Annotated in this window: 8 protein-coding genes and 4 pseudogenes; 6 read left to right on the top strand and 6 right to left on the bottom strand. The window is 58.2% G+C overall.

Annotation, left to right across the window (positions count from 1 at the left end; genetic code table 11):
- Positions 1–129 precede the first annotated feature (129 nt).
- Together AC0ZT5_RS31705 and AC0ZT5_RS31710 are read right to left on the bottom strand one after the other, a co-directional pair.
- Positions 130–557, bottom strand: a pseudogene (locus AC0ZT5_RS31705) (transposase); the annotation flags it as partial.
- Between the two features lie 325 nt (positions 558–882).
- A pseudogene (locus AC0ZT5_RS31710) lies at positions 883–2,051 on the bottom strand (IS91 family transposase).
- Positions 2,052–2,702: 651 nt separating this feature from the next.
- On the opposite strand from AC0ZT5_RS31710, the gene AC0ZT5_RS31715 reads away from it, so the two are divergent.
- Both AC0ZT5_RS31715 and AC0ZT5_RS31720 read left to right on the top strand, forming a co-directional pair.
- A complete protein-coding gene (locus tag AC0ZT5_RS31715) occupies positions 2,703–4,178 on the top strand; it encodes an MmgE/PrpD family protein (protein WP_488499622.1) in 1,476 nt (491 codons plus the stop codon).
- Positions 4,179–4,506: 328 nt separating this feature from the next.
- Positions 4,507–5,502, top strand: a complete 996-nt coding sequence (locus tag AC0ZT5_RS31720; RefSeq protein ID WP_488499623.1) for an aldo/keto reductase — start codon at positions 4,507–4,509, stop codon at positions 5,500–5,502.
- Positions 5,503–6,186: 684 nt separating this feature from the next.
- On the opposite strand, the gene AC0ZT5_RS31725 is transcribed toward AC0ZT5_RS31720, so the two are convergent.
- The gene (locus AC0ZT5_RS31725) at positions 6,187–6,438 is read right to left on the bottom strand and encodes a hypothetical protein (RefSeq protein WP_488499624.1); all 252 of its coding nucleotides are present in this window, start codon (positions 6,436–6,438) and stop codon (positions 6,187–6,189) included.
- A gap of 141 nt (positions 6,439–6,579) precedes the next feature.
- Between AC0ZT5_RS31725 and AC0ZT5_RS31730 the strand changes: the two genes are divergently transcribed.
- The 3 genes and pseudogenes from AC0ZT5_RS31730 to AC0ZT5_RS31740 all read left to right on the top strand — a co-directional run.
- A complete protein-coding gene (locus AC0ZT5_RS31730; protein WP_488499625.1) occupies positions 6,580–6,795 on the top strand; it encodes a helix-turn-helix domain-containing protein in 216 nt (71 codons plus the stop codon).
- A 1,114-nt stretch (positions 6,796–7,909) separates the two neighbouring features.
- Positions 7,910–8,125: a helix-turn-helix domain-containing protein gene (locus AC0ZT5_RS31735; RefSeq protein ID WP_488499626.1), complete on the top strand. Its 216-nt coding sequence runs from the start codon at positions 7,910–7,912 to the stop codon at positions 8,123–8,125.
- 86 nt (positions 8,126–8,211) lie between these two features.
- Positions 8,212–8,499 (top strand): annotated as a pseudogene (locus AC0ZT5_RS31740) (IS3 family transposase); the annotation flags it as partial.
- Positions 8,500–8,709: 210 nt separating this feature from the next.
- Here AC0ZT5_RS31740 and AC0ZT5_RS31745 read toward each other — a convergent pair.
- A complete protein-coding gene (locus AC0ZT5_RS31745; protein ID WP_488499627.1) occupies positions 8,710–8,835 on the bottom strand; it encodes a hypothetical protein in 126 nt (41 codons plus the stop codon).
- A gap of 3 nt (positions 8,836–8,838) precedes the next feature.
- Positions 8,839–9,173 (bottom strand): annotated as a pseudogene (locus AC0ZT5_RS31750) (Ros/MucR family transcriptional regulator).
- A 762-nt stretch (positions 9,174–9,935) separates the two neighbouring features.
- On the opposite strand from AC0ZT5_RS31750, the gene AC0ZT5_RS31755 reads away from it, so the two are divergent.
- Positions 9,936–10,991 (top strand): cytochrome-c peroxidase, encoded by a 1,056-nt coding sequence (locus AC0ZT5_RS31755; RefSeq protein WP_488499628.1) that lies wholly within the window; start codon positions 9,936–9,938, stop codon positions 10,989–10,991.
- Between the two features lie 293 nt (positions 10,992–11,284).
- Here the strand turns inward: AC0ZT5_RS31755 and metE are convergent, their stop codons facing one another.
- The gene (gene metE / locus AC0ZT5_RS31760; RefSeq protein WP_488499650.1) at positions 11,285–13,609 is read right to left on the bottom strand and encodes a 5-methyltetrahydropteroyltriglutamate--homocysteine S-methyltransferase; all 2,325 of its coding nucleotides are present in this window, start codon (positions 13,607–13,609) and stop codon (positions 11,285–11,287) included.
- Positions 13,610–13,681: the final 72 nt, after the last annotated feature.

Here is a 13,681-nt window from a genome sequence, read left to right on the forward strand (position 1 = left end):
TTCGAGGAAGCGTTGCTCACCGATCCCATTCCGGATGCGGCCCACGGTGATCCCGTCGATCCCAGCCCTGCGTCGGCCTCGGTAGGAGGCTACGCGCTGCCAGGCGTGACGCAGCACGCGCAGGTCGGTGAAGTCCTCGTTGCCGACGAGACCTTCTTCGATGCCGCGGCGCACCGCAGTCTCGAACAGCTCGCGCAGCAGATCGCTGTCGCGAAAGCGGCCGTGCCGGTTCTTGGAGAAAGTGGAATGGTCCGGGACATCACCCTCCAAGCCAAGCCGGCAAAACCAGCGATAGGCGAGATTCCGATGCCCTTCCTCGCAGAGCGGGCGCTCGGAGCGGATGCCGAAGCAGTAACCGACGATCAGCATCCGGATCTTAGCTCCGGATCGATCGAGGGCCGGCCGATCTCGCTGTAGAACGGTCGCAGATGCGAGCGCAGCTCGGACAGGTCGGCGAACCGATCAATCGAGCGAAGCAGATGGTCTGATGGCACGTGAGGTTCGATGCTGAACTCGTGGAACAGCGCCTCCTGCATCACGGTCCGCTCGCCCATCATCGACTCAATCTCCCTTCACCAAGGAGACTGAATCAGTGCTTCAGAACGGTTTCAAGCCAGGCTTTTCAACACAATCTACCCACGGCAGCCGTCCCGCTTGCCGATACAGCACACACAGCAGCTCGACCTCCTCACCGAGCAATCGTCGCGAGCGGGATGATCCAAGCCGGTTGACCGCAGCCACCGTCAGGGCGCCGGTATGCTGCCTGAACCCCTGGCTTTTGTTGCCAACGTGCTTCCGTTTGGCGATGGAGGCCTGCAAATCTGTCGGCCTGCCTGGTTATCAACAACACTACAATTCTGCAATGCGAGATAAACTAACGCTTCACACAAACATAATTTTTGCGACGTAGTAAGGTGGTAAGGTTTTGACGATTCTGGCCTGCCGAGTAACTGGACCAGCCTCAGCCGTCACGGCCGGACTCCTTGGGCAGCGGTGCGCTGCCGCAAGGGGCTCGGCGGCGGCGCTTTCGGCATCCGCTTGGAGGTCGTCCTGCTGCGGGTTGGCCAGAAGCCTGCGGCACAGGTCGAGCCTGGCAGCGCGATGACCATTGGCGAGGAAGCCGTAGTGGCGGATGCGATGGAAGCCGTCGGGCAGCGTGTGCAGCAGGAAGCGGCGGATGAACTCATGCGCGTCGAGCGTCATGATCTTGGTCTTGCCGCGATGGCGATAGTCCCGCCAGCGGAATGCGATCCGATCGTCGGCCGTGCTGATCAGTCGGGAATTGGCAATGGCGACGCGATGGGTGTAGCGGCCGAGATAGGCCAGCACCTGCTTCGGCCCGCCGAAGGGCGGCTTGGCGTAGACGACCCATTGACGGCGACGAGCCTCGGCGAGCAAGCGGGCGAAGGCATCGGGCTTTGCCAGGTGGGCGAGATCGCCGAAGAAGCCCAGCCGCCCCCCATCATGGGCCGCTCGCAGCTCCTCCAGAAAGCGCCGGCGGAACAGACGCGACAGCACGCGCACGGGCAGGGAGAACCCCGGCCGGCAGGGGATCCATCGCGTGCCGTCGGGCGACAAACCACCGCCCGGCACGATACAATGGATGTGGGGATGGTAGGTGAGCGTTTGGCCCAGCTGTGCAACACCGCGATGAGACCGATCTCTGCGCCGAGATGCCTGGAATCCGCGGCGATCGTGCGCAGCGTCTCGGCCGCGGCCTTGAACAGGATCGTGTAGACCGCCGCCTTATTCTGGAAGGCGATCGCGGCAACCTCGGCCGGCAGTGTGAGCACCACGTGGAAGTAGGCAACCGGAAGAAGCTCGTCCTGCCGCGCGGCGAGCCAGTCCCGGCAGGCCTGCCCCTGGCACTTGGGGCAATGCCGGTTGCGGCAGGAATTGTAGGCCACGCGGATCGCCCCGCAGGACCGGCAGCCCTCCACATGGCCGCCCAGTTCGGCGGTCCGGCACAGTTCGATGGCGCTCATCGTGCGGCGCTCGACGCGTCCAAGATGGCCGATATTGACCTGTCGATACGCCTCGCCTTCGTTCAATCCCCTTTGATTCCATCAAATCCTGAATCGCTAGCCCGCTCCAGACTTTGCCTGGCAGGTTCCCAGCGAATGTAGAAGGCAGCGCCAAATCGCCGGCAGCTCTGTCAAGCAAATTGTTGTAATTATGTACATCAATAACTTTGCAGAACTTTCGCAATTGAGGCGCGTCGACCGTGGTATCGTCCAGCAAGCCTGAGGTCACGAACAATTTAAGCCAGCGCCTGCTTAGGCACGGCACGCGACGGAGGTCGGCCCCAATGGCATGAAAACGGCCATCCCTGTTGAGGGCCCAAGGGCGGCGGAAAAAATAGAGGCAATCGGTATTGGCTGTCAATTTTCGATGTGCTGGCCCGTTAATGTCCCAATTGCGTATGAACTGTGACGTTATTGGCATTACTGACTTTACGGACTTCGACGTGTCAGCTGATGCGACAGTAAACCCTACCGAACTTCGATCTACGAGGACCGAAAAAGAAATCGACTGAAGATGTTGCGATCCGTTTACTCAACGTCAATTCTTTGCGGAAGCCGGCGTTCCAATGCCCACCCGTCGCCTGGAGCAACTGTGACATTTCGGGGCGGATGCGGCACCAGACATCTCTCGAGGTTAAATGCATTCAATCAATGACATCGATCGAACAGGCGACTCGCTTGGCGAAACAGAACAATCAGCCGCTCCCAAGGGAGTATGTTCTGGGTATCAGAAGCATAATATTTCATGGTGGTATGGCAATGGATGCAACAACGCAGATCATTCGGCACGTTGTAAATTCAGAGTTCGAGATGATACCTGACAAGGCAATAGAACGCGCGAAGCTTTCGATCCTGGACACTATCGCGTGCGCGATCGGCGGATCGAATGATCCTATCGCCCACATTTCTCGCGATCTGGGCGCGTTATCGGGCGGCAAGCCAGAATGCACAGTTTGGATTTCTGGGGAGAAGCTTCCTTCCAGCTTGGCAGCTCTTGTTAATGCGACTACTGCAAGAGCCCTCGATTTTGATGAGACGTATGAGATTTATATCAATGGTTGCCACGCAAGCTCGTATGATGTTCCTCCGGCCCTAGCACTCGCCGAACGGGATCCTTCTATTACTGGAAGAGAATTGCTGGCCGCGATCGCAACAGCTATCGATCTGCATGTGCGTCTCGCGCGTAGCGTTACCACATATTCTTCAAATACAGGCCGCGACAACATGGTCGCTGTCTGGGGTGCTGCTGCCAGTAGTACCAAATTGCTGCGGCTCGATGAAGAAAAAACCCGGAATGCGTTCGGAATTGCTTACGCCCATGCTGCCGGCGAATACCAGATGTATGAAGAAGGTGCCCACACTGTAGCGCTGCAGCAGGGATTGCGGGCCCGCTCGGGAATTGAATCGGCCCTATCAGCTATGGTGGGCTTCAATGGCCCGCGGGAACCGTTCTTTGGGAAATATGGTTTCTACAAGGCCTTCGAACCTGAGTTCGACTTAGATATGCTTATGAACAAACTCGGCCATGATTATGTGAACGCTTCCATGGGCTTCAAACCCTGGCCCTCCTGCAAGTGTAATCATTTCGGGATCGACGGGCTACTGCAGTTGCGAGAGAAGCACAACTTCCGGGGCGATGATATTGTTTCAATCGAGCTTGGGTTGAATCACCGCGCTGAAAGTCTCGTGGCTCAGCCGCACGACCAAAAGTGGAACCCAAGGGACCCGATTGTAGCGCGTTACAGTCTGCCCTACGCCATCTCTGTCGCCGCGCAATATGGCAGAGTTGCAATTGGCGATTTCCGTCCCGAAGCGCTGCAGGATCCGGACGTGCGTCGTATTATGGCCGTTACCAAGGTGGAGGTTGATCCGGAGATCGAACGCACTCACGGACAGTATGGGAATTCGCCGACAAACATTAAAGTAAGATTAAAGAATGGATCAGAACAATTTGTTCGTGTGGACAAGCCATTCGGACATCCGGAAAACCCAGCTTCGCTGGTCGATGGCATACGGAAACTTAAGGATTGCAGCGAGATGTCGATGTTGCCGTTCTCTGAGAAACAACTCGGGTTGATCGGAGACTTTATCCGCGATCTCGACAAGCAGCCCACGTTGGCGCCGCTATTCGAGCTGTTAGTTGGCGGTAAGTAGTCTCGGGTGAGTGAGTACACAGAGTCAAGCTGATACAGAATTGGGCGATTTTGATGAAGCCGATATAAAGGTGCCATCTCGCCGTCAAAAGCAGGTTCTCCACATCGTCTGCAAGGGAAGCGGCCGTCGCCGATCTAGGTGATTGTCCTACCGCGCCGCAGAACACCGTCCTTACATCGACGGGACCAACATCAGGGTAGCTGTGCAATACCAACGATAGCCGCGCCGGGTCACAGATCGCCTGTCGCGAACCAGAGCGGCGTGTTCGCCTCTGAGAATATCCAGCGGCGAAATCTCTTGCTTCACACGTTTTCACAAGGAGGAATCCATGACATTGAGCAAGCGGCGACTGGGTATGCGAGGCCTGCGGGTTGGCGCGATCGGCCTCGGTTGCATGGGAATGAGCCAGTACTACGGGCCAGCGGAAGAGGAGGGGTCGATCGCCACTCTGCACCGGTCGATCGAGCTTGGCTGCGATTTCTTCGATACCGCCGAAGGCTACGGTCCGTACACAAATGAGGAACTGCTCGGCCGCGCTTTTCGGGATCGGCGGGAGAAGGTGGTGATCGCGACTAAGTTCGGTTTTCGCTTCAAAAAGGGCCGCCAGCTCGGCGCCGAAACCGATAGCCGACCCGAATCGATCCGCCGCGCGGTCGAAGGATCCCTGCGGCGGCTCCAAAGCGACCATATTGATCTGCTGTATCAACACCGCATCGATCGGGAGGTCCCGATTGAGGATGTCGCGGGTACGGTCGCGGAGTTGGTGGGCGAGGGCAAGGTGCGATTCTTCGGCCTGTCGGAAGTCGGCGGCGCGACGCTGCGCCGGGCGCATGCGGTGCACCCGGTCTCAGCTCTTCAGAGCGAGTACTCTTTGTGGGAGCGCAACCTTGAGGGGGAGGTGATCCCCGTACTTCGTGAACTGGGCATCGGATTGGTGCCTTTCTGCCCGTTGGGCCGCGGCTTCCTTGCCGGCGGGGTCAAACGCGCCGAGGAATATCCTGAAGGCGATACCCGCCGGATCGATGAACGGTATCAGGCCTCGAACTATGACAGCAACGTGAAGGCGGCTCAGGTCGTGTTCGACATCGCTGAAGCCAAGGGCGCAAAACCGGCTCAGATCGCGCTCGCTTGGTTGCTGCACAAGGGTGACGACATCGTCCCGATCCCAGGTACTAAACGACCCGCCTACCTTGAGGAGAATGTCGGCGCCGACACTGTCAAACTGACTGCCTCTGACATGCAGACGCTCGACGAAGCGCTCGCAATAGGAAAGGTCTCAGGCAATCGTTACCCCGACTGGCTGATGGCCGGGATCGATCGCTGATCGCCGGATCCGTCAACTACCCGCTCCCGAATATCGGTGCTTGCCTGGATCGATTTTGTTTCAGCGAGTGTTCAGGCGGTATCGGCAACGGGGGCAACGTAACAACGGACGACATTTTGAAGAGGGGGTCGGCATCACCATACGGCTCGCCCGAAAGCCCGAAAGTGCCGTCCCAATCGAAGTACTTCCGACAGCGATTCCGCTGAATCGGGTAGTTTTCGGGAGTGGGCTTAGCGGTAGGTTCGCGGCTGCGCCGTTCTGGCAGTTTTGGGGGCGCGGGAGGCCGGGCTTTCATGCCTGGTCGATACCGCCGGGCCACGACGACGCGCCCTGCTGTTTGGCCGTGGCGGTCTTCCGCCGTCAGACCTGAGCGAACCGGACTTTGCCCTGATAGTGGGGTCTAAAACTTGTTCGGCGAGCATTCGCAGCATCGGACTGCGGCACGAGCGCGACATTTGGCAACCGGCATGAGGCGGGCGCGGTGATGCAGACGGACAATGACGGCCAGAGGGTGTTTGTGATCGATGGGCTACCCGCTGAGCCTCGTATCGGGACATTGAAGGAGTGCTGGTCGGTCAGGCGCGCGTCCGGTCGACTGGACCGATCGTCGGAACCATCGGCGTGACCGCACAGATAGCGGCTACGAACCGTCCTAATTTAACAAGGCGCTGAATAGCGTGCATCTCAGTTGGCAAACAGTTCCTTGTAACCGCTCGTGATGGACCAGTTCGCGCGGTCGAGGTGGCTTCTAGCCGCGTTTCGGGCGCGTTCCGGTTCGCGCTCGGGATCGATGCCCAGGATCAGCTGTGCCATTTCCTCGTAGCTGTCGTTATCGGCGGCAGCGTCCAGAAATTGCATGTAAGTCGTGAAATGTGCCTCATCGTAAGCCGTGAGACTGTCCGACCAGGGTACCTCGTCGACTGTTTCATGCTTCATGGCGGACCTGTGAACATCGTTTCGTGAGCGGAGGGGTGAACGGCTTTGTCAGAAGACCGCCCACACTCTCTCGCGACCCAATACAGCGAATAGGAACGATCATTCCTATAATGATCGTCCTGTTCTGGTCCGTTTTCCGCCATGGATCTCAAGGGGGTCATGGCGATCAACTTGCGTCGTGTGCGCCATGATCATGATCTGACGCAGGAAGAGCTGGCAGCCCGCGCTGAGCTTAGTATGCTTAACGTGGGCTCAATCGAACGCGCCCGTGTTTCCGCGAGCATCAGTGTGCTCGGACGGTTGGCCATCGCATTGAACGTCGATCCATGCGACTTGATCAGGCCACGGCACAGGTAGATGCAATGCCGCTCGCGGCCGGCAAATCGTGGCTGACGTTCGCCGGGGGGTTCGAGGCGCCGCCATCACCACCGGGGCACGACACGCTCGCATCGGCGGCTCGACACCAATTGTTTAACGCGATGAGCGTTGCACAAACCATTTTCCCCACCACGTAGCCCGCGCTAATCCGGCGTTTCTCGCGTCTGACGCCGCCCGACCCAAACCAGAATACATGGCCGCCGTTCCGTGTCGTTTCGCACCGATGACGTTGATCGGCTGAAGCCATTTCACGGCCAAGGCATCGCCAATCGCAAGGCCAATTCTTCGGATTCGGAAGCGATCCCAACGCCGTCTACCACTTTCGAGCACGGGCGATCCGGCCTTCGAGAGCATCTATCGCTTTGTTCCTTGAAGGGAGCACTATGCCGAATAGCGTCGACCTCAACAAAAAGGAGGCGGCCTGGCCTATCAACCTCGCAGCCGAGGCGCGAAAGCAGAAGCGGCTCCGCCGACTAGGAACAGCAAATCCGGTGTGTCCGTTGCAGTGACAACGACAAATGCTGCCTGGACGATCATCACGTTGCCGGTAGCGGTTCGACCCTGTGACGATTATCGTTTGGGGAACTGTCGCCTCAAACTCAGCGATATGCAAAGGGTCATCTCAAGTCATTTAGCGATGCCGCAGCCTGGCCAAAAGCGTGGCCCATTTCTTCCTTGGGCTGGCGACCTTTTGGTAATGCTCAACCGAAAATTCCAGAAGTTCTCCGCACGTCCTGGAGAAACAGAAATTGGCAGATTGTGCGTAAGCATTTGGGCAGATTATGACGAGACGCAGTGCTGGTGATCCAGGGTCGCCTGAAACCGCCGCTATGCTGGAGGAAATGAGCATTGGCAAGCTGGCAAAAAGCGGGCGCGAGCGCCGCGCCTGCCGGGCTAAGGGTCAAAGGATGGACGCGATTTCGAAAGGCGGGCAGGTTGTTTGGTCAAGACTCTTCAGGACTGCGTAGGCGCAGCGACGGGTAATCCGCGCAATTGCTCGCGTATCTCCATACCCCAGCCGCACCCTCAACCAGACACGAATAGGAACGAACATTCCTAGAACGATGGTTCCGGTTCTGTCCGTATCCGCGCCATGGATCTCAAGGAGGTCATGGCGATAAACTTGCGTCGTGTGCGCCATGATCAGGATCTGACGCAGGAAGAGCTGGCAGCCCGTGCTGACCTTAGCATGCGTTACGTCGGCTCGATCGAACGCGCCCGTGTCTCCGCGAGCGTCAGTGTGCTCGGACGGCTAGCCATCGCGTTGAACGTAGAGCCATGCGACTTGATCAGACCGACGCAAAAATAGGGGAAATTTCCTTTTTCTTTGCCTTCTCACATACTATCCGCGAACAGACCCAGATAGATTTTTCGGCCAGGTTTTCGGACACGCGAGAAGGCAGCCAAGATACGAGCGAGCAGTTCCAGCGTTTGATGACCGATCATCACGGCATCACCTGCTCGATAAGCCGGTCGGGCAACGTATGGGAGAATGCTGCGATGGAGAGCTTCTTCTCGTCGCTGAAAACAGAGCGGACAACCCGCAAGGTCTACAGGAGGAGGGATGACGCTAGGGCCGACGTGTTCGATTACATCGAGGGCTTCTACAACCCTCGGCGACGGCACTCGACGTTGGGCTATATGAGCCCTGTCGAGTTCGAGGAGAAAGCTATGTTAGCTTAACCTGGTGTCCGAAAAACCGGCAGCAGGCCATGTCGCTTCACCGCCCAGGAGAGCACAACCCACCCCCGAAATGACCTGAAACTGGGTAGAAGCGGGGGCAACGTGAAGTTCATGGTTGGAAGGAAGGGCGGGTTTGCCCGCCTTCTGATAAGTCCGCTGGGCACAGATTACGCCGATCCTATAGGTTTGAGATCGAACCTCGATTGCCAATTAAGGTGCGTCCTTCTTGCGCGGCCGCTTTGCCGGCTCGGCCGTTTCCGGCTCCTTCGGTTGGCGGCCGAGCCCCATCGTCTCGGCCAGGGCCGAGCGCGCCGCGGCGTAATTCGGCGCGACCATAGGTTAATCCGCCGGCAGGCCCCATTTGGCGCGATATTCATCCGGCGTTAGTCCATAGTGAGTCGACAGATAGCGCTTCAGCGACTTGAATTTTTTTCCGTCCTCAAGGGAAGTGATGTAGTCGGGTGTCACCGATTTCCTGACTGGTACCGCAGGCTTGAGAGCCTCCGGCTGTTCTGCGCAGGGCCCGCCGCCTTGTCTTTGAGCGCTGCATGCACCTGGTTGACTAAACCGGGTAGGTCTCCCACCGGGACTGGATTGTTGGAGACATAGGCAGATACGACATCGGCGGTGAGCTCGACAAGGGTGTCGATGTTTGTTTCGGGTTCTTCTGTCACGAAACACTCCAGACGGCGGGTGAAAATAGTCGGTCGGTGAAGCGTCGCATGGTACCGGTTGTTGCTGAAAACAACGAATGTCTCGAGAGCGAATTAATGCGAGTGCTTATCCATTAGTGCCAATCATAGCGCCGTACTCGCCCTTCGCTGTTCATCGGACGTTCCTGATGACCGCGCCGAGCAATCGAAAGCCGTGGCGTGCACGTGAGGAATAAATACCGAATATCCGTTCGAGAGTCATTGAGCGGCTGAGGTTCATCATCTTGGTGGGTCGTTACCTCGGCCAGGATTGGGGAGCGGACCGCTGGAACCTACCTGAGGGGATCCGCGCGGGTGTTTGCTCTTGAAACAGCGGTGGCTGTGACATTCTGCACTGCCCGGAAGACGTTAAGGCAGGTTCCATGCAGCAAAGGTTCAATGGACCGGAAGCATTCAGCAGCCGCTGGAGGTCGAGAAGAATTTGCTGCGTAACGGATAATTCGTCCCAAACATCGAAACGTCGCGCTATGCCGACCTGAGTTCTTCACAGTAGAAGGCGGGTAACAGAATCCGACATACGGCTCGGCGCCAGCTTCGGGGCTGGCGATCGGTGCCAAGAATTTCAGCCCAATCGAGAAAGGCGCTCACTTCCGGCCGCTGGGGCTTCTGTCGTGGGGATTGCCGGTCAGACAATCCGATCCTTTCCTCAACTGATCCAGCGCAGAGCGTTGACGAATCTCATATCCCAAAATGGCTGCCAACCAATACGCGGAGAGATTATCTATGAAAGTCCTGTTGACTATGACGGCAGTAGCCTTGTTGGCAGCCGCCGCTTTTGCTGATCAAGCGATCCCCGAACACCTCAGAGAAACAGCACTGTCCACTTTCAAGGCTTTGCCATCCATCACGCCGGCAGTCACCAACAACGCGATCACCTGGCAGAAAATCGCTCTCGGCAAGGCATTGTTCTTCGATCCACGCGTCTCGTCATCAGGCGTTTTCTCATGCAATTCGTGCCACAACTTGGCCACCGGGGGCGATGACAATCGTGAGACTTCAATCGGCCATGGTTGGCAAAAAGGGCCGCGCAACGCGCCCACGGTTTTGAACGCTGTCTTCAACATTGCGCAGTTCTGGGATGGTCGCGCCGAAGACCTCAAGGCTCAAGCCAAGGGTCCAGTGCAAGCCAGTGGCGAAATGGCCAACACGCCGGATCAACTGATCGCCACGCTCAAGTCGATGCCGCAATATGTCGAGTGGTTCAACACAGCTTTCCCAGATGAAGCCGACCGGGTCACCTTCGAAAACTTCGCCAAGGCAATCGAAGCCTTTGAGGCGACGCTTGTCACGCCAGCCCCCTTTGATGATTTCCTCAATGGTAATGATGCCGCAATGACTCCCGAGCAGAAGCAGGGTCTGGCGCTCTTCATGGACAAAGGCTGCGCGTCTTGCCATGCCGGTGTCAACGTAGGTGGGGACGGTTACTACCCGTTCGGCCTTGTCGAAAAGCCCAGCCCCGAGGTCCTGCCGGAAAGGGACAAGGGCCGATTTGCAGTCACCAATAAGGCGGAGGATTCTTATGTTTTCCGCGTGGCGCCGCTGCGCAATGTAGCACTCACTGCGCCGTATTTTCATTCGGGCAAGGTGTGGGATCTGAAACAGGCCGTCGCCATCATGGGAAAGACACAGCTCGGCCAAGAATTGACGAAAGAAGAAATCGACCGGCTTGTCGCCTTCCTTAACGCGTTGACCGGAACAGTACCCGACGTTGTCTATCCCATCTTACCGGCCGAAACCGCGACGACGCCTCGACCTGTCTCGCAGATATTGGGAAAGTAAGTGGACTGAGCTTCGGAGAGCCCAACGGTATAACGGAACATCACTGAGGCGAGACCGCGAGGCGGTCGCGACAAACACCAGGTGTCCGATTTAATATCAACGGGCAGACGACGCTTCCGTCGTCTGCCCGACGCGATGGCACCATGCCAGTGTCCAAGGTGAGGCGGCCAGATAATATTCAGACAGCTCATCTAAGGCGGTTGATAGGACGTTCCGCCAACCCAGGCGGTTCGCGGAATTTGCGTCACCCAGGTGGCCGGTGACGCACCATACGACGACAACTTGGCAAAGCCTCAGGCCTGCACTCTATCCCGGAGGGCGCGTGCTGCAGCGACCATGTTCACGAGGGCAGGGCGGACCTCATCCCATTTGCGCGTTTTGAGGCCGCAGTCCGGGTTTACCCAAAGTTGCCGGTCGGAGAGCCGCTCGCGTGCAAGCATGAGGAGGGCCGAAATCTCGGCGACTTCTGGAATGCGCGGTGAGTGTATGTCATAGACTCCGGGCCCGATTTCGTTCGGATATTTGGTGCTCGTAAAGGCGTCCAGCAGTTCCATCGCCGAGCGCGATGTCTCAATCGAAATTACATCCGCGTCCAGCTCAGCGATCGCGTCGATGATCGCGTTGAACTCCGAATAACACATGTGAGTGTGGATCTGGGTCGCGTCCTCTACACCCGTCGAGGCCAGCCGGAAGCATTCGACCGCCCAGTCCAGATAGACTTGCCAGTCGGACTTGCGCAGCGGCAAGCCTTCGCGAAACGCCGCCTCGTCAATCTGGATTATCTTTGCGCCAGATCTTTCCAGGTCCGTCACTTCATCGCGAATGGCGAGGGCGATCTGGCGGCAGACCTCGGAGCGCGGAATGTCGTCGCGGACAAAAGACCAGTTAAGAATGGTCACAGGGCCTGTGAGCATTCCCTTGACTGGCTTTTGCGTAAGCGACTGGGCGAATTCCCACCAGCGCACCGTCATCGGATTGGGGCGCGATACATCGCCGAAGATGATCGGGGGACGCACGTAGCGGGAGCCATAGCTTTGCACCCAGCCATGCTGGGTGAAGGCGAAGCCGGACAGCTTCTCGCCGAAATGCTGTACCATGTCGTTTCGTTCGAACTCGCCGTGCACCAGCACGTCCAGCCCGATCTCCTCCTGCCAGCGGATGGCAGTCTTGGTCTCGTTCTGCAGAAAGCTGTCGTAGTCGAGATAGCTGAGCTCACCCTTCCTGTGGGCGGAGCGGGCCTTGCGCACCCGAGTCGTCTGCGGGAATGATCCTATGGTGGTCGTTGGGAACGGGGGCAGGCTCAGCGTGCGGGCCTGGACCGTGGAACGCACGAGGAAAGGGTTCTTTCGTTGCTTCATGCTATCGTCGATGCCGGCGATCCGACCTTCAACAAGCGGATCATGGACCTTTGCGGACGCTGCGCGAGCAGCGGCAGCCTCGGCAGAAGCTGTCAACTCGTGTGCCACTACATCCCTGCCTTCGGACAGCGCCCTCGCCAGCACCACCAGTTCGTCGGTCTTCTGCGCCGCGAAGGCGAGCCACGAGCTTATAGTGGCATCAAGTGCCGTCTCCATGCGAAGGTCCATGGGCACATGCAGCATCGAGCACGAAGGTGCAATTTCGACGCGGTCCAAGGGCCAGCCGGCGACGATCGGCTTGATGCGGTCGAGAATGGCAGGCAGGTTCGCGCGCCAGACGTTGCGGCCATCGATCAAGCCAAGCGACAGCACCAGGTCCTTAGGCGCAAGCCGACCAACCCTCTCCAACTGCTCGGGAGCGCGCGAAAGATCGAGATGCAGGCCGGCCACTGGCAGCGAAATCGCCGTCTCGAGATTGTCCCCCAGCGCACCGAAATAGGTAGCCAGCATGATCTTCAGTTCGGGAGTGGCCTTCGACAGCTGCCCATAGGCAAATTCATACGCAGCTCGTTCGTTCGGGTTTAGATCCAGGACAAGGGCTGGCTCATCGATCTGCACCCAATCGGCTCCCGACAGTTTCAACCCCCGCAGGAGCTGCTCGTAGACGGGCAGAAGCCGCGGCAGCAGCGCGATGGGATTGAAACCCTCGGCAGGTGACTTCGCCAGTTTGAGGAAGGTGACAGGTCCAAGGATGACTGGGCGTGTATGAATGCCGAGGGCTTTAGCCTCGAGGAAGTGATCAACCGGTTTCGTCGACGAGAGGGCAAACGTCTGATCATCGTCGAGTTCCGGCACGATGTAGTGATAGTTGTTGTCGAACCATTTGGTCATTTCCATCGCGGTCAGGGCAGGGCCAGCCGCACGCTCCTGATCAGAGTGCCCGCAGCTCCCCGTCTGGCCTTGGTCGCCGCGCGCCATGGCGAAGTAGATGTCGAGCGGAAGCTCGCCGCCACTCCAGGCGTATCGGGACGGCACCGCGCCGACCATTTCTGCAGTGTCGAGCACATGGTCGTAGAGCGAGAAGTCGTTCGACGGAATTTTCGACACGCCGCGATCGCGCTGCTCTTCCCAGTTGGCGGCACGCAGCGCTTTCGCCGTCGTGAGAAGGTCAGTAGCGGAAGATTTTCCGGACCAGTAGCTTTCAAGCGCGAATTTCAGTTCCCGCCGGCGACCGAACCGCGGCACACCGAGCGTTGCCACAGGAATTTGCTGAGAGACAGTCATGCCATACCCCGATGGTTGGGGCGTGGGGGACAAGAAGGCGCCTCGTAG

This window comes from Mesorhizobium sp. CNPSo 4670 (assembly GCF_057784235.1).

Excerpts from the sequence above, each read along its gene's own strand:
- AC0ZT5_RS31720 (WP_488499623.1), top strand. The coding sequence starts at position 4,507 with ATGACATTGAGCAAGCGGCGACTGGGTATGCGAGGCCTGCGGGTTGGC.
- AC0ZT5_RS31725 (WP_488499624.1), bottom strand. The coding sequence starts at position 6,438 with ATGAAGCATGAAACAGTCGACGAGGTACCCTGGTCGGACAGTCTCACG.
- AC0ZT5_RS31730 (WP_488499625.1), top strand. The coding sequence starts at position 6,580 with ATGGATCTCAAGGGGGTCATGGCGATCAACTTGCGTCGTGTGCGCCAT.
- AC0ZT5_RS31745 (WP_488499627.1), bottom strand. The coding sequence starts at position 8,835 with ATGGTCGCGCCGAATTACGCCGCGGCGCGCTCGGCCCTGGCCGAGACG.
- AC0ZT5_RS31755 (WP_488499628.1), top strand. The coding sequence starts at position 9,936 with ATGAAAGTCCTGTTGACTATGACGGCAGTAGCCTTGTTGGCAGCCGCC.
- AC0ZT5_RS31735 (WP_488499626.1), top strand. The coding sequence starts at position 7,910 with ATGGATCTCAAGGAGGTCATGGCGATAAACTTGCGTCGTGTGCGCCAT.